Annotated in this window: 22 protein-coding genes; 16 read left to right on the top strand and 6 right to left on the bottom strand. The window is 69.4% G+C overall.

Annotation, left to right across the window (positions count from 1 at the left end; genetic code table 11):
* Positions 1-57: 57 nt before the first annotated feature.
* The 4 genes from NY1_RS44505 (at position 58) to glmM (ending at position 5,891) form a co-directional block, all read left to right on the top strand.
* Positions 58-3,159: a hypothetical protein gene (locus NY1_RS44505; RefSeq protein WP_233434317.1), complete on the top strand. Its 3,102-nt coding sequence runs from the start codon at positions 58-60 to the stop codon at positions 3,157-3,159.
* Between the two features lie 244 nt (positions 3,160-3,403).
* Positions 3,404-3,847, top strand: coding sequence for a 50S ribosomal protein L13 (rplM, locus tag NY1_RS13055; RefSeq protein ID WP_067711732.1), 444 nt, complete (start codon positions 3,404-3,406; stop codon positions 3,845-3,847).
* Positions 3,844-4,359 (top strand): 30S ribosomal protein S9, encoded by a 516-nt coding sequence (gene rpsI, locus NY1_RS13050; RefSeq protein WP_084534919.1) that lies wholly within the window; start codon positions 3,844-3,846, stop codon positions 4,357-4,359. Before rplM ends, rpsI begins: the two co-directional genes overlap by 4 nt.
* 155 nt (positions 4,360-4,514) lie before the next feature.
* Positions 4,515-5,891, top strand: coding sequence for a phosphoglucosamine mutase (glmM, locus tag NY1_RS13045; RefSeq protein WP_067711729.1), 1,377 nt, complete (start codon positions 4,515-4,517; stop codon positions 5,889-5,891).
* A gap of 64 nt (positions 5,892-5,955) precedes the next feature.
* Here the strand turns inward: glmM and NY1_RS13040 are convergent, their stop codons facing one another.
* Positions 5,956-7,611, bottom strand: a complete 1,656-nt coding sequence (locus NY1_RS13040) for an ABC-F family ATP-binding cassette domain-containing protein (RefSeq protein WP_067711727.1) — start codon at positions 7,609-7,611, stop codon at positions 5,956-5,958.
* Positions 7,612-7,727: 116 nt separating this feature from the next.
* Here NY1_RS13040 and NY1_RS13035 point away from each other — a divergent pair, with 116 nt between their 5' ends.
* Positions 7,728-7,925, top strand: a complete 198-nt coding sequence (locus NY1_RS13035; RefSeq protein WP_067711724.1) for a PspC domain-containing protein — start codon at positions 7,728-7,730, stop codon at positions 7,923-7,925.
* 4 nt (positions 7,926-7,929) lie between these two features.
* Here NY1_RS13035 and NY1_RS13030 read toward each other — a convergent pair whose 3' ends face one another.
* Complete coding sequence (locus NY1_RS13030) at positions 7,930-9,867, bottom strand: serine/threonine-protein kinase (protein ID WP_084534918.1); 1,938 nt, start codon at positions 9,865-9,867, stop codon at positions 7,930-7,932.
* 138 nt (positions 9,868-10,005) lie between these two features.
* Between NY1_RS13030 and NY1_RS13025 the strand changes: the two genes are divergently transcribed.
* Genes NY1_RS13025 through NY1_RS13015 form a run of 3 tightly spaced genes read left to right on the top strand, consistent with a single transcriptional unit; the run spans position 10,006 to position 12,555 of the window.
* Positions 10,006-10,314, top strand: a complete 309-nt coding sequence (locus NY1_RS13025; RefSeq protein WP_067711719.1) for a DUF6802 family protein — start codon at positions 10,006-10,008, stop codon at positions 10,312-10,314.
* Positions 10,315-10,345: 31 nt separating this feature from the next.
* Positions 10,346-10,666, top strand: coding sequence for a type VII secretion target (locus NY1_RS13020; RefSeq protein ID WP_067711716.1), 321 nt, complete (start codon positions 10,346-10,348; stop codon positions 10,664-10,666).
* Entirely contained in the window at positions 10,663-12,555 is a 1,893-nt protein-coding gene (locus NY1_RS13015; RefSeq protein WP_067711714.1) for a hypothetical protein, read from the top strand. The genes NY1_RS13020 and NY1_RS13015 overlap by 4 nt, the downstream gene beginning before the upstream one ends.
* Positions 12,556-12,575: 20 nt before the next feature.
* On the opposite strand, the gene NY1_RS13010 is transcribed toward NY1_RS13015, so the two are convergent.
* Positions 12,576-13,439, bottom strand: coding sequence for a dienelactone hydrolase family protein (locus NY1_RS13010; protein WP_067711806.1), 864 nt, complete (start codon positions 13,437-13,439; stop codon positions 12,576-12,578).
* 102 nt (positions 13,440-13,541) lie between these two features.
* Here NY1_RS13010 and glmS point away from each other — a divergent pair, with 102 nt between their 5' ends.
* Positions 13,542-15,410 carry a glutamine--fructose-6-phosphate transaminase (isomerizing) gene (gene glmS / locus NY1_RS13005; protein WP_067711711.1) on the top strand — a complete coding sequence of 623 codons (1,869 nt, stop codon included), beginning with the start codon at positions 13,542-13,544 and terminating at the stop codon, positions 15,408-15,410.
* A 24-nt stretch (positions 15,411-15,434) separates the two neighbouring features.
* Here glmS and NY1_RS13000 read toward each other — a convergent pair whose 3' ends face one another.
* The gene (locus NY1_RS13000) at positions 15,435-15,857 is read right to left on the bottom strand and encodes a cupredoxin domain-containing protein (protein ID WP_067711709.1); all 423 of its coding nucleotides are present in this window, start codon (positions 15,855-15,857) and stop codon (positions 15,435-15,437) included.
* Positions 15,858-16,184: 327 nt separating this feature from the next.
* Between NY1_RS13000 and NY1_RS12995 the strand changes: the two genes are divergently transcribed.
* From NY1_RS12995 to tsaD, 7 genes are all read left to right on the top strand, one after another.
* Complete coding sequence (locus NY1_RS12995) at positions 16,185-16,589, top strand: hypothetical protein (protein WP_067711705.1); 405 nt, start codon at positions 16,185-16,187, stop codon at positions 16,587-16,589.
* A 14-nt stretch (positions 16,590-16,603) separates the two neighbouring features.
* Complete coding sequence (locus NY1_RS12990; RefSeq protein WP_233434316.1) at positions 16,604-18,190, top strand: NAD(P)H-hydrate dehydratase; 1,587 nt, start codon at positions 16,604-16,606, stop codon at positions 18,188-18,190.
* A 417-nt stretch (positions 18,191-18,607) separates the two neighbouring features.
* On the top strand, positions 18,608-19,744 hold the full coding sequence (alr, locus tag NY1_RS12985; protein WP_369690433.1) for an alanine racemase: 1,137 nt from the start codon (positions 18,608-18,610) through the stop codon (positions 19,742-19,744).
* Positions 19,741-20,199, top strand: coding sequence for a tRNA (adenosine(37)-N6)-threonylcarbamoyltransferase complex ATPase subunit type 1 TsaE (tsaE, locus tag NY1_RS12980; protein ID WP_067711699.1), 459 nt, complete (start codon positions 19,741-19,743; stop codon positions 20,197-20,199). Before alr ends, tsaE begins: the two co-directional genes overlap by 4 nt.
* A 187-nt stretch (positions 20,200-20,386) precedes the next feature.
* A complete protein-coding gene (gene tsaB, locus NY1_RS12975; protein ID WP_067711696.1) occupies positions 20,387-21,082 on the top strand; it encodes a tRNA (adenosine(37)-N6)-threonylcarbamoyltransferase complex dimerization subunit type 1 TsaB in 696 nt (231 codons plus the stop codon).
* Positions 21,079-21,597 (top strand): ribosomal protein S18-alanine N-acetyltransferase, encoded by a 519-nt coding sequence (rimI, locus tag NY1_RS12970; protein WP_067711694.1) that lies wholly within the window; start codon positions 21,079-21,081, stop codon positions 21,595-21,597. Before tsaB ends, rimI begins: the two co-directional genes overlap by 4 nt.
* Complete coding sequence (gene tsaD, locus NY1_RS12965) at positions 21,594-22,625, top strand: tRNA (adenosine(37)-N6)-threonylcarbamoyltransferase complex transferase subunit TsaD (protein WP_067711691.1); 1,032 nt, start codon at positions 21,594-21,596, stop codon at positions 22,623-22,625. The genes rimI and tsaD overlap by 4 nt, the downstream gene beginning before the upstream one ends.
* 6 nt (positions 22,626-22,631) lie before the next feature.
* On the opposite strand, the gene NY1_RS12960 is transcribed toward tsaD, so the two are convergent.
* On the bottom strand, positions 22,632-23,273 hold the full coding sequence (locus NY1_RS12960; RefSeq protein WP_067711689.1) for a maleylpyruvate isomerase N-terminal domain-containing protein: 642 nt from the start codon (positions 23,271-23,273) through the stop codon (positions 22,632-22,634).
* Positions 23,274-23,406: 133 nt separating this feature from the next.
* Positions 23,407-24,891 carry a DUF7159 family protein gene (locus tag NY1_RS12955; protein ID WP_157762190.1) on the bottom strand — a complete coding sequence of 495 codons (1,485 nt, stop codon included), beginning with the start codon at positions 24,889-24,891 and terminating at the stop codon, positions 23,407-23,409.
* Positions 24,892-24,904 lie beyond the last annotated feature (13 nt).

Genomic DNA, 24,904 nt, shown 5'->3' with positions numbered 1-24,904 from the left:
GCGCGAAGTGTCGGTTCGATCGCGCACCCCGCGCGCGGAACAGGCACACTGATGGCTGTGACAGTTCGAGTCGGCGCAGTGCATCTCGGCTGGGACGTGGTCTCGGTAGCCGCCGGTGGCGGCGGATCCCCGATCCGGCCGGTCCAGGTCGAAGGCACCTATACCCCGCCCGCGTACCTGCTGGCGGACTCCTCCGGCCGGCTGCACACCGCCGGGGTGGATCGGCGTCCCGACGTCGGCATCGCCATCTCCGATGTGCGTGACATCCTCGGCCATCCGCAGATCGTGGTGGCGGGTGCGACCTGGCCGGCGGATCTGGTGTTCCGCGCCCGGCTGCACAATCCGGTCGAGGCCATCGTCAAACACCTGGGCGGCGCGCCCGACGTGATCGCCGTGCCGTTCCCTGACGAATGGCCCGATCCCAAGGTCGACGAATACGTCCGGCTGGTCGAGTTGCTCGGCTACCCCGCCGAACCGCTGCCCGAATCCGTCGCGCTCTCCGGGTACGTGCGCGCGCTGGGCCTGGTGCGTCCCGCCGGGCGCGGGCCTGCCGTCGGCGCGACCGGGGTCTACTCCGACGGCCGCGAATGCCTGGTGGTCGCCGTCCACGGCGATGACGAGCGCCCCACCGAATCGGTGTCGGTGCCCATCACCGCCGAAGCGCTGCACGACGCCCGCTCCGCGGACAATGTGGTGATCGAGGTCATGGCCGCGGCCCGCGCCATCGACGCGGACACCTCCACCATCCTGCTGACCGGCAATGTCTGCTTCAACGACGCCGTCCGGCTGGCCTTCCAGAACCATCTCGGCCACCGCTTCCAGGTCGCCGATCACCCCATGCACGCCCTCGTGCTCGGGGCCGCCCACCTGTTGGTGGCGGACTACGACGTGGCAGCGGAACACCCCGAACCCCAAGCCCGCCATCAGGATCCGCGCGCCGCCGGTCCGGGGCAGCAGGGCGGTGCTCCGCAGGGCGGAGTGAACCCGTCGGCCGTCGTCGACCAAGGCCCCCGCCATGTCCCCCAGCCGCCGCATCCGGCTCAGGCGCAGCAGCCGTCCCAGCAGCATCGCCCCGAGCCGCAGGGACAGCGGCCGGAACAGCCTCAGGCTCAAGTGGATTCACCGTCGTCCGGCGAACCCGCCCCCGGCCGAACGCCTTCCGCTCGTCCCGCAACAGGCGCACAGCCGGTCATCCCCGCATCCGCCCACGATGACTCGGAAACCCGCCGTATCACCCCCGACGACATCGCACAGATGACAGCCGTCGTCGCCCACCACACCGATGCCCTGCGCCGCGCGGCCGCGGAAAGCGGCCAGCAGCCCGACGCGGCTGGTCAGGCGTCGCCTCAGGCGCAGCAGGCAGCTCCGGCCGGTCACGCTCCTGCCCCCGGTCAGGCGTTCGACGCGCAGGGGCACGGTCAACCGGCCGATCCGACCCAGCGTGTTTCGCCCGGCGACTTCGCTCAGCACGCGGCTGGGGCGGCCCCGGCCGATCCGACCCAGCGCGTGACGCCGGAGGATCTCGCGAAGGCGGCGGCGCAGTACGCCGAGGCGACGCGGCAGGCCGCGGCGGCCGGGCAGCCCGCGGATGTGACGCGTCGGGTTACCGCGGAGGATCTCGCGCAGGCGGGAGCCGCTGCGCAGCAAGGTGTTTCGGGGCAGCCCGGAGTCGTCGATTCGGGGCAGTCCGGAGCCGCCGAGAATCCCGGCCAACCGAGTGGTTCGCGGTCGCTCCCGCCCGGTCTGGCGAATGTGGGCAGCCGATTCACGCGGCCGCCCGCCAAAGCGGGTTCGCCCGCTGACGATCAGATGACGGCCGTGATGGGCCGCCCACAGCAACAACAGCAGCAACAGCCCGGAACCGGCTCGGTTCCCGGCGGACCGCAGCAGCCGGGCGGCGGCTCCGCCCCCGGCTATGGCGCCCCGCAAGGGCCGGGTACCGGCACGTACGGTGCGGTTCAGCCGGGTTCGCCCGGCGCGCAACCGGGTTCGGGCGGCGGCTACGGCCAGGCGCCGGGTTCGACGTCCCCCTATGGGGCCGGCGGTGGTTCGGCTCCGGGCGGCTACGGTCCCACCGGGGATGCGGCAGCCGGTGGCTATGGTCCCGCCGGAGATGCGGCAGCCGGTGGCTACGGTCCCGCCGGAGGCGAAGCCGGATACAGCACCGGGGCGAATCCGGTGGTGGGTGGTTACGGACCCGGAATGGGTTCCGGCGGTTACGGATCTACCGGTTACGGTTCCGGCGGTAGCGGGCCCGCGGCCGGGTACGGGCAGGGTGGCAACTCCGCAGCAGGCGGCTACGGTGCGGCGCCGGGAAGTGAATACGGTGCCGGCGGCGGCCAGGGCGGCTCGGCCGGTGGCTATGGAAATGCCGGTGGCCAGGGCAGTTCCGGTACCTATCCGGGTGCCGGCGGCAATTACGGTCCGGGTGCCGGTGGCTACGGGGCGCCCGGGGCCGGAAGCGGGAATTTTGCTGGACCTGGTGGAAACGCTGCTGGTCAAAGCGGATCGGGGTACGGTGGGGCGATGCCTCACACTGGGCCGCGTCCCGCGAATTCGCCGGAAGACGCCGCCGGACAATCGGATTCGAAGTCGGAGTCCGAGGGTGGGCGCAAGCCCCGCAAGGGCAAGATCTGGAACAAGATGAAGGACAACCTGTTCGGTGCGCCCATCGTGGTGGGTGCGGCGGCACTGGCGGGCCTCGGCATGCACGCCGACGACCAGTCGTTGCGGCCGGCGAGTGCCGCGGGGGAGATCGGCGTCGCCGATTCGCTCACCGGATCGGACATTCACGGCATCGGCGCGCAGGCGTCCGGCCTACCTGGCTTCGCGCCCGCGGTTGCCGATGCGAGCGTCCGGCCCGTGTCCTTCCAGCCCGCATCGAACGCGGCCGAGACCTTCGACCTGGCCTCCGCCATCGACCAGGCCGGTCCGCTGTTCGCCGCCTTCGGCGCCTGGCCGTCCCTGGAGCGCGGCGCGGTCCAAACCGGTGAATCCTGCGCGTTCACCCCGGCCATCACCGGCAATCCGCACCCCGGTATCGCCAGCATCAACGACCAGGGCGTCCTGGACTGCCTGGGTCACGGCACCGGCACCCTGCGCTATTCGGTGCCGGGTCCGGTCCGCGGTGTGGACCCCGGCCCGCCGCTCGCCATCTGAGCGGCGCGGCCCCCGTGCCCCGTGGCCGATAGAATTCGCCCGCGCGCTGCGCTCAGCAGCGCGCGGGCTTCGCTTTCCAGACCGGTTTCCGACCGGCGATACCGCACTGGTATCGTGCTTCGTTGGCGTGCGGTACGGCCGGGCAACCGGTTGTCGCACGAGCCCCTGGGTCTCCACCGGCCGCCAGGGATCAGCTCGACCACACGCTTGGCTGGCAAAACCTACGACAGACAAGGGATGCACTGTGCCTACGTACAGCCCCAAGGGCGGTGACGTTACCCGCAAGTGGTACGTCATCGACGCCACTGACGTAGTGCTCGGCCGTCTTTCCGTGCAGGCTGCCAACCTGCTGCGCGGCAAGAACAAGCCGACCTACGCTCCGAACGTCGACGGTGGCGATTTCGTCATCATCATCAACGCCGAGAAGGTTGCCGTCTCCGGCAACAAGCGGCAGGACAAGGTCCTCTACACCCACTCCGGTCACCCGGGTGGTCTGAAGGGCCGTACCGTGGGCCAGATCCTGGACACCCGCCCCGACCGTCTGGTCGAGCGTGCCGTCAAGGGCATGATCCCGAAGAACAAGCTGGGCAACCAGATCATCGGCAAGCTGAAGGTCTACGCGGGCCCGAACCACCCGCATGCGGCCCAGCAGCCCATCCCCTTCGAGATCAAGCAGGTGGCCCAGTGACCGCTCCTGAGGAATTCAACGACGACTACGTCGTCGAGGACACCGCCGTCGAGGTCGTCGACGAGGGTGACGGCTACGAGGCCGAGGCCGAGTACACCGAGTCCTTCGCCGCGCCGGTCCTGATCGACCGCCCGGTGCAGACCGTCGGCCGCCGCAAGGAAGCCGTCGTTCGCGTGCGCCTGGTGCCGGGTTCCGGCAACTTCGTGCTGAACGGCCGCACCATCGAGGATTACTTCCCGAACAAGGTGCACCAGCAGCTGGTCAAGTCCCCGCTCGTCACCGTCGAGCGCACCGAGACCTTCGACATCTACGCCCGCCTGGTCGGCGGCGGCCCGTCGGGTCAGGCTGGCGCCCTGCGCCTCGCCATCGCGCGTGCCCTCATCGAGGTCACCCCGGACGACCGTCCCGCCCTCAAGCGTGCCGGCTTCCTGACTCGTGACCCGCGTGCCACCGAGCGTAAGAAGTACGGCCTCAAGAAGGCCCGTAAGGCGCCTCAGTACTCGAAGCGCTGATATTGCGCCGTCAGGCTCTACCGTGCCCGGCCCGTTCGCGGACCGGGCACGGTACGGTCTACACGGCGACCTGTACGAGAGCAGGCACCCGGCAACGGTTTTCGAACCGGCCGGGCGTCTGCTCTCGTGCTGTATACACAGACCAGGGGTGAGGTATGGGACGTTTGTTCGGCACCGACGGAGTCCGCGGGCTCGCCAACGACTCGTTGAGTCCTGAATTGGCGCTGCGCGTTTCGGCTGCGGCGGCACAGGTTCTGAGTCGCGGCAAGAAGCGCGCGCTGGCTGTCGTGGGACGTGATCCGCGCGCGAGCGGCGAGATGCTGGAGGCCGCCGTCATCGCGGGCTTGACCTCCGCCGGCGTGAACGTGCTGTCGGTCGGTGTGCTGCCGACCCCCGCCGTCGCCTACCTGACCGGCGTCTACGACGCCTGCCTGGGCGTGATGATCTCCGCCTCGCACAACCCGATGCCCGACAACGGCATCAAGATCTTCGCGGCGGGCGGCCACAAGCTGGACGACGTCATCGAGGACAAGATCGAGGCCCTGATCGCCGAAGGCGCGTTCACGCGCCCGACCGGCGCGGCCATCGGACGCGTCCTGGGCAAGCCCGGCCTGGGCGGTCACGTCTTCGACGCCGACGATCGCTACAGCCTGGAAGGCACCCACGAGCGCTACGTCGAGCACCTGGTCGAGGCCACCGCCCGCGACCTGAGCGGTCTCACCGTGGTCATCGACTGCGCCCACGGCGCCGCCTCCGAAGTCGGCCCCACCGCCCTGCGCGAGGCCGGCGCCACCGTCATCGCCATCAATGCCGACCCCGACGGCCTGAACATCAACGACGGCTGCGGCTCCACCCATCTCGAGCCCATCCAGCGCGCCGTCCGCGAACACGGCGCCGACCTCGGCCTGGCTGTGGACGGCGATGCCGACCGCTGCCTGGCCGTGGACGGCACCGGCGCGATCGTCGACGGCGACGCCATCATGGCGGTGCTCGCGGTCGGCATGCGCGACGCGGGCGAGCTCGCACAGGACACGCTGGTGGCCACCGTTATGAGCAATCTGGGCTTGCACATCGCCCTGCGCGCCGCCGGAATCACCGTGCGCACCACCGCCGTCGGCGACCGCTACGTCCTCGAGGACCTGCGCAACAACGGCTACACCCTCGGCGGCGAACAGTCCGGCCACGTCGTCTTCCCCAAGTTCGGCACCACCGGCGACGGCGTCCTCACCGGCCTCAAACTCATGGCCCGCATGGCCGAAACCGGCCGCACCCTCGCCGATCTCGCCTCCCTGGTCCAGACGGTCCCGCAGGTACTGGTCAACGTCCCCGTCTCGGACAAGTCCGCCGTGGCCCAGGCCCCCTCGGTCCTCGACGCGGTCGCCGAAGCCGAACGCGAACTCGGCGAAACCGGCCGAGTCCTGCTGCGCCCCAGCGGAACCGAACAGCTCGTGCGCGTCATGGTGGAAGCCACCGACCCGCACGCCGCGCAGCGCCTGGCCGACGATCTCGCCAAACTCGTCGCCGCGGTCTGAGACCGCCGCACCTTTCGAAGGGAACGGGGCGGTGCGCCTCGTTCCCTTTCTCGTTCGTCTCGGCCTAGAGCGTTTCGGTCAGCTTGCCGCCGTCGATATGCCAGCGGCGGGTGGCTCGGACATTGTCGAGCATGCGACGGTCGTGGGTTACCAGAAGCACTGTGCCGGAAAAGGATTCGACGGCTTCCTCCAGCTGCTCGATGGCGGGCAGGTCCAGGTGGTTGGTCGGTTCGTCGAGAACCAGGAGGTTCACTCCGCGGGCTTGTAGGAGCGCCAGGGCCGCACGGGTGCGTTCGCCGGGGGAGAGAGTGTCGTTGGGGCGCATGACGTGTGGGCCGCGCAGGCCGAATTTGGCCAGCAGCGTGCGGACGTCGGATTCGTTCCAGTCGGGGATCTGGGCGCTGAAAGTATCCGCGAGGGTGGCGGTGCCGCGGAAGAGGCCGCGCGCCTGATCCACCTCGCCGACGGCTACGCCGGAGCCGAGCATGGCGGATCCGCTGCCGGGGTGGGTCTTTCCGAGCAGGAGGGCGAGCAGGGTGGATTTGCCGGCGCCGTTGGCCCCGGTGAGGACGATGCGGTCACCGGCATCCACCTGCACGGTGATGGGGCCCAGGGTGAAATCGCCGCGGGTCAGCGTCGCACCGGACAGGGTCGCCACCACCGAACCGCTGCGGGGCGCGGCGGCGATCGACATGCGCAGTTCCCATTCCTTGCGCGGTTCCTCGACCGCGTCCAGCCGCTCGATGCGCTTGATGGTCTGCTTGATCTTGGAGGCTTGTTTCTCGGTGGATTCCGCGCGCATCTTGCGACCGGCCTTGTCGGAGTCCAGCTTTCGCGGATCCTTGGCTTTGCGGCGGGCATTGCGGACGCCGTGTTCCATCCAGTTGCGCTGCATGACCGCCCGCGCTTCCAGACCGGCCTTGGTATCGGCGTACTCGTCGTAGGCTTCGCGCGCGTGGCGGCGGGCGATCTCGCGTTCGGTCAGATACGACTCGTAGCCGCCGTCGTAGACGCCCACCTGCTGCTGCGCCAGGTCCAGTTCCACGATCCGGTTCACGGTGCGCGCCAGGAACTCCCGATCATGGCTGATGACCATGAGCGGTTCTCGCACGCCGGTCACGAACTGCTCGAGCCGGGCCAGGCCATCGAGGTCGAGATCGTTGGTGGGCTCGTCCAGCAGCAGGATGTCGAAGCGCGACAACAGCACCGACGCCAGTCCGGCCCGCGCCGCCTGCCCGCCGGACAGTACGGTCATGAGCGTGTCGAGGCCGTGCGGCAGGCTGCCCGCCAGCCCGAGTTCGGCGGCGATCTCCTCGGCCCGCTGCTCCAGATCCGCCCCGCCCAGCGCCAGCCAGCGCTCCAAGGCGGGGGAATATTCGTCCTCGCCGCCCTCGGCCAGCCGCTCCGCCGCCGCGTCCATGGTCTGCTGGGCGGCGGCGACTCCGGTTCGCCGGCGCAGGAATTCGAGCACCGTCTCGCCCGCCAGGCGTTCGGGTTCCTGCGCCAGATAGCCGACCGTGGCGTCCGGCGGGCTCAGCGTGATCTCGCCTTCCGGAGCGTGACCATCGGCCAGGATGCGCAGCAGCGTCGACTTGCCCGCGCCGTTCACCCCGACCAGCCCGATCACATCGCCCGGCGCCAGCACGAGATCGAGGTCACTGAACAGGGTCCGTTCGCCGTGTCCGGCCGCGAGTCCGCGCGCCTGCAGAGTGGTGCTCACCAGGGCGATTCTGCCCTGCTCAGGGTGACACCCTGACCCCGCCCCTCCCGAAGTTCAGGGTCGGAATGGGTCAGGGGACCGATGTGCGGGCGGGCCGGAACACGGAGAGTGGAGGTATGACAACACCGACCAGCACCCGCCGCCTCACCCGCTCGACCAGCAACAAGTGGATCGCGGGCGTCTGCGGCGGTCTCGCCGAATACCTCGGCTGGAACGCCACCCTCGTCCGCCTGCTCTTCGTCCTGTCCTGCCTGCTGCCCGGACCGCAGTTCATTCTCTACCTGATCCTGTGGCTGGTGATTCCGAAGCGCTGATCGCTCACCCGCTGTAGCGCACGATCCGATCGTTGTCGCCGACGTAGATCGTGCCGGAGTGATCGACGGCGAGCGCCTGTGGGTAACCGAGGCCCTCGATGGGCACCCGCTGCCATTGGGTGCTGCCGGCGTCGAGGCGGAATACCGCGCGTTGCAGGGCATCCGCGACATACACGGCGTCATTGACGTCGACGTCGATGCCGTGTGGGAAGTTCAGATCGGCGCCCGGGGTATCGATGGTGGTGCCGGAGCGGCCCGCGACGCTCCACAGCACGGTCGGTTCGGTCGCACCGGCGGCCCATTTCACTATGCCGCCGGGGGCGCCCCAGGTCAGGTAGAGCGCACCGGACTGGTCGACCGCTATGTCGTTGGCGCTGTCGGGCATTCCGGGTGTCGGCAGTTCGGATGCGGTCGTGGCGCCGGACTCCAGTTTCAGGACGCGCTTGCCGTCGAGGATGTAGAGCGTGCCCGCCTGATCGAAGGTGAGCGCGGTCGGTGCGGCCGCGCCCACGGGGACGTCGATCGGGGTGGTCGAACCGGGTTCGTATTTGACCACTTTCGCGGTGGACCTGTTCGAGACGTAGATGGCGCCGTTCGCATCCACCGCGATGCCGTCCGGGAAGGTGTTCTGCGGGGTCAGCTTCTCGACCGGTGGGGGCGCGCCATACGGATATTGGACGACGCCGGCCGTTTTGCCGTCTATGTAGAGGTTCCCGGAGGAGTCGACGGCCAATACCGAACCCTGCCAACCGCTCTGGGTGGTGATTTCGGACTGCGTGACGGTTGCCGCGCCGTGCTCGGTCGGCGCGTCCGATCCCTGGTGCTTGGATTGGGTCACCAGGACGGTGATCAGGGTCGCGACGGCCGCCAGGACGGCTGCGGCCGCAATCCATTTGGTGCGCTTGGTATTCCAGTGTGTGCGTGCCGCCGCGGGTGCTGCTCGGCGGATGGCCGGTGCGGCTTCCGCCCCGCCGCGTTCGGATTCGAGCGCCGCGGGTGCAGCGACCGGGTACAGCTCGGTTTCCGCCGTGGGCGGCCGGGTCGGTGCGGGGGACTGCTGCACTGCTACGGTCACTGCGCTGTCACCGTCCGCCAGGGCGCGTTCCGCGTCGCGGGCGAGCGCGCCGCAACTCTCGTACCGCTCGTCGCGGTTCTTGGCGAGTGCCTTGGCGATGACGGCATCGAATCCGGCCGGGACCCGGCCCCGGGTTTCCTTGCTGGGCTTGGGAATCGGCGCGTAGAGGTGTCCGCTGATCATGTGCGCGGGGGAGGTGCCCGGGTACGGCTGCGCACCCACCAGCAGGTGGTAGAAGGTGCAGCCGAGGGCGTACACATCGGTGCGCTCGTCGAGTTCGGCGGCGGGATCGAGCTGCTCCGGGGCGGCATAGGGGAAGCTGGCCAGGATGGTGCCGGTGGTGGTCAGCCCGGCGGTGTCCTCCAGGGATTTGGCGATGCCGAAGTCGGCGATCAGCACGCGCTCCAGCGGTCCGTGGCCCGGACGCGGTTCTCCCAGCAGGATATTCGCGGGTTTCACATCACGGTGCAGCATGCCGTTGGCGTGCGCATAGTCCAATCCGCCGGCCGCCTCGGCGAGAATCCGTACCGCACGGTCCATGTCGATATTCGGCTGTTTCCGCAGCAGGGTGCCGGCATCGGAACCCTCGATGTACTGCATGGCGATCCAGAGCTGCTCGCCGTCCTGCCCGCGGTCGTAGGCGGTGACCACGTTCGGATGGTCGAGACGCGCGATATTGCCCGCCTCGCGCAGGAATCGGGCGCACAGGGCCGGATCGTCGGTGAGAGCGGGATTGAGCAGTTTCAGCGCGACGAGCCGGGGCAGGCGCGGATGGGCGGCGAGGTAGACCGTGCCCATGCCACCGCCGCCGATCCGCCGGTGAATGACGTATCCGGCTACCTCGTGGCCCGGCGCGAACTCCCGCACACGCCATATTGTTCAACGCTTCGGGCCGGCGTGCGTGCTGTTCACAGGGACCGGAGTTATCCACATTCGGTATCAACCGGCTGCGGACCGCCGACGCGGGTGACAGGATGAAAGCCACGTCACTGCGGAGGAGCGCACATGGTCACATCGGGTGATCTGCCGGGCTTGGACCTGCCGAATCTCGACGCGCATTCGGAACTCGGCGCGCTGGGCGCGGTGGAACTAGAGCATCCGACCCAGGACATCGACGGGGACGGCCGGCTCGACACCGTGACCACCAACAGCGATCACACCATGCATGTTTGGACGGATCTGGATCACGACGGTTACGCCGACCACGTGACCGTGGTGGACACCGGCGGCGACTACGCGGCCTGGGAGTTCCACCATCATCCGGACGGCACCACCGAATGGGTGCGCACCGACGAAGGACGCCTGGGCAAGTAGTCCGGCGGGGGAGTTCGAACGAGGGGGAGGGATGGGCGGATCCGACGTGCTCGGAGTCAGTACCGAGACGCTGCGCGGTGCGGCCACGATGTTGCGCGAGACTGCCGCCACGCTGGGGCGGCAGTCGAACCGGATCGGCGAGCACGCCTTCGGTATCGGCAATGACGAGGCCGGGCGGAACTACGCGCCGCAAGGGTCGGCGGTGCACCACGGGCTGGAACGCATCGCCGGCTGCCTGCACGCCTGGGCCGCGTCGGTATCCGCGACCGCCGACGTATTCGACCGTGCCGCAGCCGAATACGACCGGCTCGACAGCACCCGGGCCGCCGCCGTCGCGGGGGTCCACCCATGACCTTCGACCCAGCCGGCAAGACGATCGACGAGATCCTCGACTACGGCGCACCGGGTTTGCAGTACTGGGAGCACTTCCTGCCGCTGTATGAAGAGGCGTTCGGACCATGCCGCAATGCGACCCTGCCAGGTTTGCAGGCCGCGTACGACGAACAACGTGGCACCGATCTCGCGAAGCTCGACACCACTCGCACCGAGTTGGCGAAGGCGCTCGAGAACGCCGAAACCCAATGGCAGGTGGAACAAACCGTGGCGCGCGATCTCACGGCCGCATGGATCGGTGGCACCGGGGACCAAGCCCTCGCTATGGTCGATGCCCAGCTGCGCCGTGCCCGCGCCGATCTCGACGCCACCCGCACGGCCACCGACGCACTCGGTGCGATTGTCGAACCCCTCCGCCAAGCGGTACTCGCCAAAGCGCAGGCCACGCTCGCCCTGCTGCCGCGAACAGGTGACGGTGCAGTCGAACTCACGCTCGGCGGCAAAACTCCCGACGACATCGACACGCTGATCGCCGACCAGTCCGATCCCTGGCTGACAGACACGTTCCGTCCCGACGTCGAACGCAAACTCGACCTGTTCACCACCGCGTGCACGACCGCCGACACCGCCTTCGAAACGCACTACGCGGGCGTGATCGCAGCCCTGAACCAAGTGGTCGAACTGCCCTTCCCATGCCCTCGCGACATCGCCGTACCGCCGATCGGAACGGCCGGACCAAGCGTGATCCCGCCGGTCTATTCCGTCCCCTCGGGCGGGAGTTCGACACCGGCACAGCCGAGTTGGCCTGCCACACCGCAGTCGTACGCCCAGTCGGCCGCGCCGGGGCAAGCGGTTCACGAGCCCAGCGGCGAACCGGCGCCGAACTCGGGAACGCCTGCGCAAGGCCGCGAAGCCGCGCCGAACTCCGCAACAGGTAGCGACTCATCCGTTCCCACGGCGCCGGGAACAACTCCGTCCGCCGACCCGGAACCGCGATCCCAACCCCAATCGGCAACCGGCACAACAGCCGAAACCGCCCCCGCGACAACAGGAGATGCATCGCCGTCGAGCGCCACCACCGCACGCTCCCTGAGCAGCGGCCTCGAATCACTGACATCCGCCGTCCAGCAGGGCATTACCGACACCCTCACCAAACTCCGATCGCTCGTCCCCGGCAGCGACGACAAGGATTCGGACACAACATCGGCCGCACCCGAAGCACCGAAATCCGAGACCGATCCCGGCAGTACCTCACCCAAATCCGAATTCGATTTGGCCGGAAAACATTTCACCCTCGAACAACTCCCGGACGGCGAACTGCGACTGACCGTCACCGACGAGACCGGCGGCTCACACACCTACACGCTCAGCTTCGACGAACACGGCATCCCAGTCCTCACCGAGAGCACACAGCCGCCCGACGCCGACGGACGGCCGGATTCATCCGAAGGCTCGGATTGCCCACCGCCGGCAACCGGTGGAGAGTCCTGCGAACCAGGCGATTTCGGTGGACCCGGGGACTCCCGCGAATCCGGGGACCCCTGCCCACCGGAAAACGCGCAAACGCCAGGTGTTGCCGAGTCACGAGAAGTACCGGTGTCCCCGGGCCCAGGCGAATCGCCGGGCTCGGCGGAACCGCCATCGGAATCGCGGGACCACTCCGCGCCCGGCGACGGGGTGACCGGGGTGCGACCCGGCGGCGGAATGTGTTCACCACCAGGCGAAGACAATGGCGCGGGCGACGGCACCGGTCCGTCGCCGTGGCCTGGCCCGGATGTGCCGCCGCTCCCCGGGCAGGATCAGCGGCCGTTGCCCGAGTCAGAGCCGCCGGCGCTGCCTGAGGACAGCGGCGAGCCGATCGAGATTCCCGATGCGGGTGTCGAGATTCCCGATGCGGTGACGCCGTGATGGGGGAGGGTGCGGGTGGGTTACTTGCGGAGGGCCTGGATCAGTTGCAGGACGGGGAGCTTCTGGGGCTGCTCTGGTTCCTCTTCCACGGCTTCGGGATCGACGATCTGGGTGTGCGGGATGAGGGCTTCCGGGTCGGCGAAGGGCTTGTACTTCTTGTCGCCGAGGACGGTGTAGTTGAGGAAGCCGACCAGCAGGCCGCGGGTGAGGCGTTCGGTTTTGGCTTCGTGCTTGCCGGCGCCGAGCGCGGCCAGGGCGCGGCGGCCCTCGACCATGCCGTTGTGGGTGGCCTTGTCGACCGAGCGGAGTACCGCGGGGCCGCCCCAGGCGGCGCCGAGCGGGACGGCGTTCGAGCTGACCGAGCCGATGTCCTCGCCGCCGCCCAGGATGAGCGCGGGCGTGTCGATGCCGGGTGCGAGCGCCTCGCCGGAGGGGGCGGTCGGGGCGGGGTAGAGCGCGGCCACGGCGGCCACCTCACGCTGCGAGGCGGCGATCACGGCCGCGCCGGCGCCCATGCCGTGCCCGGCCAGCGTCAATTTGTCCGGATGCACGCTGATCTCGCCGGTGCCCAGCCGCACCCCGGTGCAGATGTCGAGCGTGGTCAGCAGATCGGTCGCCAGGTTCAGGTGCGACGGAATGGGTCCGCGTTCGGTGTCCGGCGCGGCCGCCACATAACCCCAGGAGGCCAGATGTTCCAGCGTTCGCCGATAGTTCGCGGCACTGGCCAGCCAGCCGTGCGCGAAGGCCACGGCGGGCAGGTTCAGCCCCTTCGTGGGCGTGAAGACCACCCCCGGCTGCCCGGCGATGCCGAGATTGCCGCGCAGCACCTCATGGGGGCCGCGGGCTGTCAGGGTGCTCAGGAGCGATTTCACAGACGCCGACACGGAGACGAACTTATCCGATCGCAGCAAGGTTCGGGTGTTTCGCCCGGGTCCCGGTCCCCTTCGAATTCGCCGGCCCGCACCTCCCGGTTAGGCTGGTGACCCATGTGCGGAATCGTGGGGTACGTGGGGTATAGGGAAGCCCTCGGCGTAGTGGTGGACGCGTTGCGCCGCATGGAATATCGCGGCTACGACTCCGCGGGGGTGGCCGTGCTCGACGGCGCCGGCGGACTCGCCGTGGAACGCAAGGCGGGCCGCCTGGCGAACCTGGAAGCCGAACTCGCCGAAGCGGGGACGGGCCGCTTCGCCGGCTCGACCGGCATGGGACACACCCGGTGGGCCACACACGGCGCGCCGACCGACCGCAATGCCCATCCGCACCGCGACCACACCGGACGGGTGGCGGTGGTGCACAACGGCATCATCGAGAATTTCGTGCCCTTGCGCCGCGAACTCGAATCCGCCGGGGTGGAACTGGGTTCCGACACCGATACCGAGGTGGCGGTGCACCTGGTCGCCCGCGCCTACGCCGACGGCGACACCGCGGGCGATTTCGTGGCCTCGGCGCTGTCGGTGGTGCGGCGGCTGGAGGGCGCGTTCACCCTGGTCTTCACGCACGCCGACCATCCGGGCACCATCGTCGCCGCCCGCCGCTCCACCCCGCTCGTGGTCGGCGTCGGCCAGGGCGAGATGTTCATCGCCTCCGATGTCACCGCCTTCATCGAACACACCCGCGAGGCAGTCGAACTCGGCCAGGACCAGGCCGTGGTCATCACCGCCGACGGCTACACGGTCACCGATTTCCACGGCGCGACCGAGGGCGTGCGGATCCGGCCGTTCACCATCGACTGGGATCTGGCCGCCGCCGAGAAGGGCGGCCACGACTACTTCATGCTCAAGGAGATCGAGGAGCAGCCGGCCGGGGTGGCCGACACGCTGATCGGGCATTTCGCCGACGGCAAGATCATTCTCGATGAGCAGCGCCTGCACGATCAGGAACTGCGCGAGGTCGACAAGGTCTTCGTAGTCGCCTGCGGCAGTTCGTATCACGCGGGGCTGCTGGCCAAGTACGCCATCGAGCATTGGACGCGGCTGCCCGTGGAGGTGGAGCTGGCCAGCGAATTCCGTTACCGCGACCCGGTACTGGATCGTTCCACGCTGGTGGTGGCCATTTCGCAGTCCGGGGAGACCGCCGACACGCTCGAAGCCGTGCGGCACGCCAAGGAGCAGAAGGCGCGCGTGCTGGCCATCTGCAATACCAATGGCGCGCAGATTCCCCGCGAATCGGACGCCGTGCTGTACACCCGCACCGGCCCGGAGATCGGCGTCGCCTCCACCAAAGCGTTCCTCGCGCAGATCACCGCCAACTACCTCGTCGGTTTGGCGCTGGCTCAGGCGCGCGGCACCAAATACCCCGACGAGGTGGCGCGCGAGTACGCCGAGCTCGAGGACATGCCGCGGCTGGTGTCGCAGGTGCTGGAACAGGCTCCGCACATCCGGGAGATCGCGCGGCAGTTCGCGTACGAACCGACCGTGCTGTTCCTGGGCCGCCATGTCGGCTACCCGGTCGCGCTCGAAGGGGCTTTGAAGCTCAAGGAATTGGCGTACATGCACGCCGAGGGGTTCGCGGCCGGGGAACTCAAGCACGGGCCGATCGCGCTCATCGAGGACGGGCTGCCGGTGTTCATCGTCATGCCCTCGCCGAAGGGCCGCGCGGTGCTGCACTCCAAACTGCTCAGCAATATCCGCGAGATCCAGGCCCGCGGCGCGCGCACCATCGTGATCGCCGAGGAGGGCGACGACACGGTGCGCCCGTTCGCCGACCACCTGATCGAGATCCCGTCCGCGCCAACGCTGTATCAGCCGCTGCTGTCCACCGTGCCGCTGCAGATCTTCGCTGCCGAGGTGGCGCAGGCGCGCGGGTACGACGTGGACAAGCCGCGCAATCTGGCCAAGTCCGTCACCGTCGAATAGTGCGGTGGCCGAACCTGTTTCGGCCTACTGCTCGACGGTGACCACACCCTTCATCTCCGGATGCAGCGGGCACAGGTACCGGAATGTGCCCGCCGTGGTGAAGGTGTAGCTCCACTCGCCGGTGCGGATGATCGGGCTGTTGATGCCCATCGCCGCATCCCCGATCCCCTGTACCGCGTGCGGAGCCTTGTCGGAGAACTTCCACTGCACCGTGTCCCCGACCTTCACGGTCAGGTTCGCGGGCGAGAACTTCATATCGTCGACAGTCACCGTGGTGGTCGCGGCCGGGCGCGGCCCGGCGGGCGTGGTCGTGGCACTGGTCGCCGCCGGGGACGAACTCGCCCCCGATTTCGACGAATCCGACCCGCACCCGCCGACCGCCAACGCCCCCGCCACCAAGGTCACCAGGAACAGGGCACGGGCGGGCGAGGTGCGTCGGATCGGCATGGCCGCCAGCGTAACCCCCGTGGTTAGCGGCCCATTCGCGGGCACCGGCGGCAGTCTGCGGCCGGTGTGTCCCGGATCGACCGGCGCGGTCCGCGAGTGCCGCGCCGTCGTTCCCCGGTTGCGCCCGCAGCACCGGTCGAACCGGCCGGATGAGCCCGCACTGTGCTGGCGGGGCTGGGAACGGCATTCGGCGGGACCGTCGCTATCAGCCGATGTGCTCACCGCGGCAGCGGAATCGCACCGCGTCGGCGTACGCATCCGGGTCCGGTGCCCGGATTCTGGCCGACGGTCCGCCGATGCCGGATGCCCGGCGGATATCGTGGCGGGATGGCCGGTTACTCGGGCACGCCGCTACCTCGCAAACTCGGCATCAAGGCGGGGGATCGAGTGCTGCTGGCGAATACGCCGCCGGGCTTCGAGTTGGAGCCGCTGCCCGACGGCGTCGACGTGCACCGCCGGGCCGGTCACGGCAGTTACGAAGTGATCGTCGGCTTCTGCCCTGATCGCGCCGCCCTGGTGCGCGGCTTCGACGCCTGGCGCGAACGGATGACCCAGGCGGGCGGGCTCTGGCTGGCTTGGCCCAAGAAGGCCAGCGGGGTTCCCACCGATCTCAGCGAGAGCATCGTCCAGCAATACGGTTTGGCGTCCGGGCTGGTCGACAACAAGGGGATCGCCATCGACGACATCTGGTCCGGGCTGCGTTTCGTGGTCCGCTTGACCGACCGCAAATAGGAGGCGAGCCGACAGTGCGCGGATATTTCACGGCCGACGAGGTGCGCGCGGCCGAGGCCGAACTTTTCACCCGCGTCCCGGACGGAATGCCCATGCGCCGTGCCGCTTTCGGACTGGCCGAGGTGGTCGCGCGTGAACTCCGCGAACGTACCGGCGGCATAGCGGGTCGTAGCGTCGCCCTGCTTGTCGGCTCCGGCGATAACGGTGGTGATTCCCTCTGGGCGGGCTCGTTTCTGCGCCGGCGCGGGGTGGCCGTCACCGCCATTCTGTTGTCGCCGGATCGCGTCCATCCCGCCGGACTGGCCGCACTCCGCCGCACCGGCGGCCGAATTCTGGATGGGCGCGGCGACTCCCGATCTCGCGCCGTCGGCGACCTTGGTGGCACGGCCGCCAGGGACCTCGGTGGTATAGCCGCCGGGGACCTCGGTGGCATATCTGATCAGGGAACCGATGCAGCCGGCGGTGACGCGGCGGCGGCGCTCCGTGCCGCGGACCTGGTCGTCGACGGGATCGTCGGGATTTCCGGTCGCGGCGCATTGCGGCCCGGGGCGGCGGAACTCGTTGCGGCGGTGCGGGCGCCGATCATCGCCGTGGATCTGCCGAGCGGGGTGGATCCGGACACGGGTGCGGTGGTGGGGCCCGCGGTGCGAGCCGCGGTGACGGTGACGTTCGGGGCGTACAAGCCGGTGCATGCCCTGGCCGTGCCGTATTGCGGGCGGATCGAGTTGGTGCCCATCGGATTACGGCTGGGCGAGGCGGGGCTTGCCGCGCTGGATCCGGAATCGATCGGTGCGGAATGGCCCGTGCCCGGCGCGGGCGACGACAAGTACACGCAGGGGGTCACCGGGGTGTGCGCGGGAAGCGCGACGTACCCGGGCGCGGCGGTGTTGTGCACCGGGGCGGCGGTCGCCGCGACCTCCGGCATGGTGCGGTATGCGGGGACCGGGGCCGCGGAGGTTCTCACGCACTATCCGGAAATCATTGCCGCGCCGAGTATTTCGGACACCGGACGGGTACAGGCCTGGGTGTTCGGGCCCGGAGCGGGTACTGACGCCGGAGCGCGCGATCGCCTCATGGAAGTCCTCGCCACGGATCTGCCGGTGGTCGTCGATGCCGACGGGCTGACATTGCTGGCCGCCGACCCGAGCGTGCTGAAGACACGCACCGCGCCGACGGTGCTCACGCCGCACGCGGGCGAGTTCGCCCGGCTGACCGGCCACGAGCCCGGCCCCGACCGGGTGACGGCGGTGCGTGAACTGGCCGAATCCTGGCAGGTGACAGTGCTTTTGAAAGGGCGTGCCACGCTGGTCGCCGCGCCCGGCCGGCCGGTGCTGGTCAACGAGGCGGGCGGTTCGTGGGCGGCCACCGCCGGTTCCGGGGACGTACTCTCCGGAATCATCGGCGCGTTGCTCGCCGCCGGTCGCGATCCCGCCTGGTCCGCCGCGGCCGCAGCCCGCGTGCACGCCCTCGCCGCCAACCTGGCCGCCCACACCGACACCACGGCCGGCGCCCCGATCTCGGCCTCCCCATTACTCGCTCACGTGCGCGCCGCTATCGCCACATTGCGCGAGCTGGCGCCACCCGCCGCCGTCCGCCCCTAGAGCTGCGCCGCCCGCTGCGATCGGTCCCTAGAGCTGCGCTGCCTGCTGCCATGCGCCCCTAGAGCTGCGCCACCGGCCTTCCGTCCCTAGAGCTGCACGGCCCGCTGCCATCCGCCCCAGAGCTGCGTCACCCGCTGCCATCCGCCCCCAGAAGCTGTTGTCCGTAGGCGGTGCCCGCTCGGTGTTCTCGCAGGTGGTGCTCCGCTCGATCGAGCCGGGGAGACGGATCGGGCGCGGGTGTGAACCGTTGGTATTCACCATTGCGGGTTCGGGTGTGCCCGGTGCTCAGTAGGCTCTCGGGATCGGCTTTCGATCCGGGAATGCGGAGCCGGTGGCTGGGAGTCACGTGGAAAACAGGGTTCGGTTCGGAGCGGGTGTGATCCGTATCGCGTCGGCGCGGATGGCAGGATCGGGATTGTGAACAACGCCGGTCCGCAGTTGGAGACGCTCGTCGATCTGGATGCCATCGCCCACAATGTGCGCATTCTGGTGGAGCACGCCGGGAGCGCGGCGGTCATGGTCGTGGTGAAGGCGGACGGATACAACCACGGGGCGGTGGAGGTCGGCCGGGCCGCGCTGGCGGCGGGGGCGCGGGAACTGGGGGTTACGACCATCGCGGAGGCGGTGACGCTGCGGGAGGCGGGGATCACCGCGCCGATCCTGTGCTGGCTCAATGCATCCGACGCGGTTTTCGGGGCGGCGATCGAGCACGATATCGAGGTCGCGGTGTCGTCGGTGGCGCATCTGGAGGCGGTGGCCGAGGCGGCGCGGCGGCTCGGGCGGCAAGCCACGGTTTCGCTGAAGGTGGACACGGGGCTGAACCGGAACGGCACCTCGGTGACCGAATTCCCGCGCGTGCTGGAACTCCTCAAGCAGCTGGTCGGTGAGCAGACCGTGCGATTCCGGGCGCTGTTCTCGCATCTCGCGGTCGCCGACGAGCCCGAGCATCCGGCCACCGATATGCAGCGCGACCGGTTCCTCGAATACATCGCCGCCGCCGAAGCGCACGGCCTGCCGCCGGAACTGGTGCACCTGTCGAATTCGGCTGCGGCACTGACCCGCCCGGACCTGGCCTTCGACATGATCCGCCCCGGCATCGCCATCTACGGCCTGTCGCCGATGCCGGAAATATCCGATTTCGGCCTGCGCCCCGCCATGACCTTCCGCGCCCGCATCGCCCTGGTGAAGCAGGTCGCCGCCGGTGAGGGCGTCTCCTACGGCCACCGCTGGCACGCCGACCGCGACACCACCGTCGCCCTGATTCCCGCTGGTTACGCCGACGGCGTCCCGCGTCCGCTCAGCGGCCGCATCACCGTCGAGATCGGTGGTGAGCGATATCCCAATGTGGGCCGCATCTGCATGGACCAGCTGGTCGTGGACCTGGGCGACAACCCGGCCGGGATCACCGCCGGCGATACCGCCGTCCTGTTCGGCGCCGAACCCCACCAGCCGCACGCCGACGAATGGGCCACCGCCCTCGGCACCATCAACTACGAAGTGGTCTGCGCTCCCCGCGGCCGCGTCCTGCGCACCCACATCGGCGGCACCCGATGATCGACGCCCGCGGTCACCGCCTGCTGGCCACCGTCGAGGACACCGAAGCCCTCGGCCGCGAACTCGCCGCCCACCTGCAAGCCGGCGACCTGATCATCCTCGACGGCCCCCTCGGCGCCGGCAAAACCGCCCTGACCCGCGGCATCGCCGCCGGACTCGGCGTCGAAGGCCGAGTCAGCTCACCGACTTTCATCATCGCCCGCCAGCACCGGCCCGGCCCGCATCCCGGTGCGGTCGGCCTCGTCCACGTGGACGCCTACCGGCTGGGCGGCGACCTCGACGAACTCGACGCCCTCGATTTGGACACCGACCTGGACCACGCCGTAGTGGTGGTCGAATGGGGCTTGGGTGTCGCAGAACACCTGACCGACCGCCATCTGCGAGTCCAACTCCGCCGCGAACCCGAATCCGATATCCGCACAGTCGAATGGGAATGGGTAGCAGCCGCAGGCTGAGCCATAGAACAGTCCCACGCCCTTTACCCGAAACGCGACAACTGATTTCGCAAGAATCGGGGTAACTCCCCGGGCACGCCCAAAATAGTCTCGGCACGCAACCGCCGGCACGCGTGCAAATCCCAGCTACGGCTCTCTGCTGGGCGCTGAAGTCGCGGAGAGGCGGAACGGTATTGTTGAGGGAATCATGTTGATATTGGCTGTCGACACCGCGACGCCCGCTGTCACGGCGGGACTGGTGGAACTGGAACCGGCGGACCCCGGGACGACTCCTCGAATCACCACGGTCATCACGAAAGTGACCGTGGACGCTCGCGCGCACAACGAGGTGCTGACCCCGCAGATCCTGGCCTGCCTGGCCGAGTCGGGGCGTTCCCGCGCGGACATCGACGCCGTGGTCGCCGGGATCGGGCCGGGACCGTTCACGGGTCTGCGGGTCGGCATGGCCACCGCCGCCGCGTTCGGTGACGCGCTCGGCGTGCCGGTGTACGGCGTGTGCAGCCTGGACGCCATCGCCGCCGATACCGAGACCTATATCGCGGGCCGCGCGCAGGACGAACCGATCGAGCTGCTGGTCGTCACCGACGCCCGCCGGCGCGAGGTGTACTGGGCGCGCTATCGCGCCGAGGGCCGGGTCGAGGGCCCCGAGGTGAGCAAGCCCGCCGATCTGGATCAGGGCACCGCCAACCTGATCGCCGGATCCGCTTCGCATGTCGACTATTTCGATCTGCCGGTGCTGCCGGTCGAGACGCCGTCCCCGGCCGGGCTGGTGCGGTGCGCCGCCCGCGAGCTGCTGGCCGGCACCCCGCCGGAGCCGCTGGTGCCGCTGTATCTGCGCCGCCCGGACGCCGTGGAGAAGAGTTACGCGCAGGTGGGCCGATGACCCTCCGCATCGAACCGATGCGGCCGTCCGACGTGACTCGCTGCGCGCAGCTCGAACAGGTGCTCTTCCCGGAAGACGATCCCTGGCACGAGGTTTCGTTCCTGTCGGAGCTGGCCGGACCGCACAATCGCTATATCACCGCGCGGGACCAGGACAATCGCATGCTCGGGTACGCGGGTATCGCGCTGCTGGGCGATCCGGAGCATCCGGAGGCGGAGATCCACACCATCGGGGTGGATCCGGATCTGCATCGCGGCGGTATCGGCACCCTGTTGCTGCAGGCGCTGCTGGCCGAGGCCGGGAAGCGCGGCGGGCCGGTGTTCCTGGAGGTCCGCACCGACAACGCGGCCGCCATCGCGCTGTACGAGAAGCACGGCTTCCACATCATCGGGCTGCGCAAGAACTACTACCAGCCCAGCGGCGCGGACGCGTACACCATGCGCAAGCCCGCGGTGGCCGGGTTCCCGCAGGACGTCAACGGATCTTCGATGGGGACGACGGAGGTCTTGTCGTGATCGTCATGGGTATCGAAAGCTCCTGCGACGAAACGGGAGTCGGCATCGTGCGGCGGCGGCCGGACGGCAGCTGCGAACTGCTCGCCGACGAGGTGGCCTCCAGCGTGGATCAGCACGCGCGCTTCGGCGGCGTGGTGCCGGAGATCGCGTCGCGCGCGCACCTCGAGGCGATCGTGCCGGCCATGCGCCGGGCGCTGGCCGCGGCGGGCATCGCCAAGCCGGACGCGCTGGCCGTGACCATCGGCCCCGGACTGGCCGGGGCGCTGCTGGTCGGCGTGGCGGCCGCGAAAGCGTATGCGGCGGCGTGGGATATCCCGTTCTACGCGTTGAACCATCTCGGCGGGCATGTCGCCGTGGACACCCTCGAGCACGGGCCGATGCCGCCGGCGGTGGCGCTGCTGGTGTCGGGCGGGCACACGCATCTGCTGCAGGTCACCGATCTGGCGCAGCCCATCACCGAATTGGGCAGCACCGTCGACGACGCCGCCGGTGAGGCGTTCGACAAGGTGGCGCGGCTGCTCGGGCTCGGATATCCGGGCGGTCCGGTGCTGGATTCCATTGCGGCGGACGGTGATCCGCACGCCATCAACTTCCCGCGCGGGATGACCGGTCCGCGCGATCCGCGCTACGACTTCTCCTTCTCCGGGTTGAAGACCGCGGTGGCGCGCTATGTCGAGGCCGCCCAGCGCGAGGGCCGGGACCTGCCGATCCCGGATATCGCGGCGTCGTTCCAGGAGTCGGTGGCCGATGTGCTCACCATGAAAGCCGTGCGCGCCGCGCAGGATGTCGGCGTGGACACGCTGGTGCTGGGCGGCGGCGCGACCGCCAACTCCCGTATTCGCTCGATGGCCGAGGAGCGTTGCGCCGCAGCGGGTATCACCCTGCGCGTGCCCAAGCCGCGGCTGTGTACCGACAACGGTGTCATGATCGCCACCCTGGGTGCGCACGTGATCGCCGGTGGCGCACCGCCTTCGGAGCTCACGGTGGCCACCGACCCCGGCCTTCCGGTCTCGGTCAGCCGCATCTGACGAGGGTCAGCGCAGGATCGGGAACGGTGAGGCCGTTGTCCTACCTGACGCTGCTTCGATGAAATCGACGGCCGGCGCCATCTCGGCGAGCAGTGCGGTGGTTTCGGTGAGCGCGCGGGCGGGGATGAGTTCGGGCGGGAGTTCGAGGGCGCGCAGCACGTCGAGCAGGTGAATCGTGGCTTCCAGCAATACGATTCGCACACCCTCGTTCAGGGTGATCATGCGCCCGGTCGAACCCCACGGCGCGACCACCGTCGGCGGCGCCGAGCGCAGCTTGCGCACCGCGTTCGCCCCGCGAACCCGGAACCGGTCGGTCAGCTCCTGCGGTTCGACCGAAACCGATTGCGCGGCAGCCTGATCCGCGACGGTATCGGCCAGCGTATGGGCCAGGCCGTCCGGTTCGTTGAAACCCCGCAGCGCCTCGGCCGCCGTGTACACCCGTCCTACCGCGCCGGGCTCCGGCAGCTCCACCTGACTGTCGAAGGCGACCGGCATCAGCGAATGATGCGCGTAACAGGCCGCCACATCCCATCCCGGGCAACGGCTTTCGGTCCGCCACTGTTTCTCGTCGAGCCCCGCCCCGAGCTCGGCCCACACTCCCCAGATCTCCTCGAGCGCATCCACCCTGCTGCCGTAGAAATCGTCCATCCTTCGACTGTGGCACAGCGCGGGCGATCCGGGCCGGGGATGCAGGGGCCTGGATGAACGACACGCCGGGCGGACCCCGGACATACGACCGCGACCGGGGGATCGATCCTCGGTCGCGGTGAGATGCGGTGGTTCAGTCGGTCGGGCGGACCAGGGTGGTGGTGCCGCCCCCGCCGGAACCGGTATTGGCCCGGTTGGTGGTGCTCGGTGCGGTGGTGCCGGTGGTGGTGGAACCGCCGGTGTTGCTCTCGGTGGTGGTCGGCAGCGGGGTGCCCAGCAGCGGCCCCAGAATGCGCGGGAGGTCCGCTGGGAAGGGAATCTGCGGCAGATCGGGATCCGGCCGCAGCGGCGGCTGCTGGACGGTCGTAGCGGTGGTCTGGCTGCCGCTGGGGGCGGCGCTCGGCCCGGTCGCGGGCGCGGTGGACGGAACGGTGTTCTTGACCGTCCCGCGGGTCTGCCCGGCGGTGGTCGGCGTGAGCGGCGGTGTGGTCGGCGCGCTGGGATTCACCGGCACCGTGGCGCCGGTGGTGGTGGGCGAGTAGTTGGTGCCCTGCGGTTCCGGGATCATCTCCTTGATCCCGTAGCCCACGATCAGTCCCACCACCACGATGGCCCCGGCCAGCGTGCCCGCGAGCTTGGTGAAGGTGCCGACCGGCGCGTCCGAGCCCAGGCTGTTGATCACCTGGAAGGTGGCCGGGGTGGTGGTGTCGGCGACCAGCGCCGCACCCTTGGCGATCGCCGATTCCGGTTCCGGAACGGTGAAAACCGGTACGTCGAGCTGCTTTTCGAGGCTGTCCAGCACGGCCGGGGTGTTCGCGCCCCCGCCGAGCACGGCGACGGCCTCCGGGAACTTCGGGGCCCGGGCGAAGACGCCGCGGGCGAATACCGCCAGCTCGCGTAGCAGGTCGGCGACGAGTTCGTCGAAGTCGACGCGGGTGAGCTTGAGCGGCTGCCCGGCCACGTGGTCGATGGTCACGGCCTGCGCGATGGACAGGTGCTCCTTGGCGGCGCGGCTGCGATTGAGCAGCATGCCCCGGTTCGGGCGGGTGCCGCGCCGGGCCAGATGGCAGTCCAGCAGGTGCTGCAGGATCAGCTCGTCCATGGCGTTGCCGCTGACCACGCCGGTGCGCTCGGAGCGCAGCACGGTGTCGTCGGCGTGGTCGGCCACGGTGACGGTGGCGCCGGTGGCCCCGAGGTCGATGATGGCGACCGTCTCGTACCGGTCCAGCAGGCCCGTGTGGCGCAGGAACGCGAGCGCCGCGGTGCTCTCCGGGATGAGCTTCACATTGTGGCGCTGGCGGCCGATGGCGGAGCGGATGATCTGCGCCTGTTCCCGGTCCCGGTAGGCGACCGCGATCTCGCCGGGCGGACTCGGTTCGGGATCGCCATGCGCGCCGTTGCGGGAGATCGGGTGCGCGCCGACCGGGTGCACGGTCTCGCGCGGAATCTGGGTGGTCATCAACTCGATCGAGGACGCCACCAGATCACCGAGATCGGAGTGGGCGGTGTCGGCGGTGACGACCCGGTAGTCGAAGTGCTGGGCGCCGTTGGGCGCGGTGGCGACGGTTGCCGAGCACACCACCTCGCTCCCGGCGGATATGCCGAGGGATGTTCGCATGTTCACCTCCCTT

The organism is Nocardia yamanashiensis NBRC 100130 (assembly GCF_001613325.1).
GTDB classification, from domain to species: Bacteria; Actinomycetota; Actinomycetes; order Mycobacteriales; family Mycobacteriaceae; genus Nocardia; species Nocardia yamanashiensis.
This window is presented reverse-complemented; position numbering and strand designations above follow the sequence as displayed.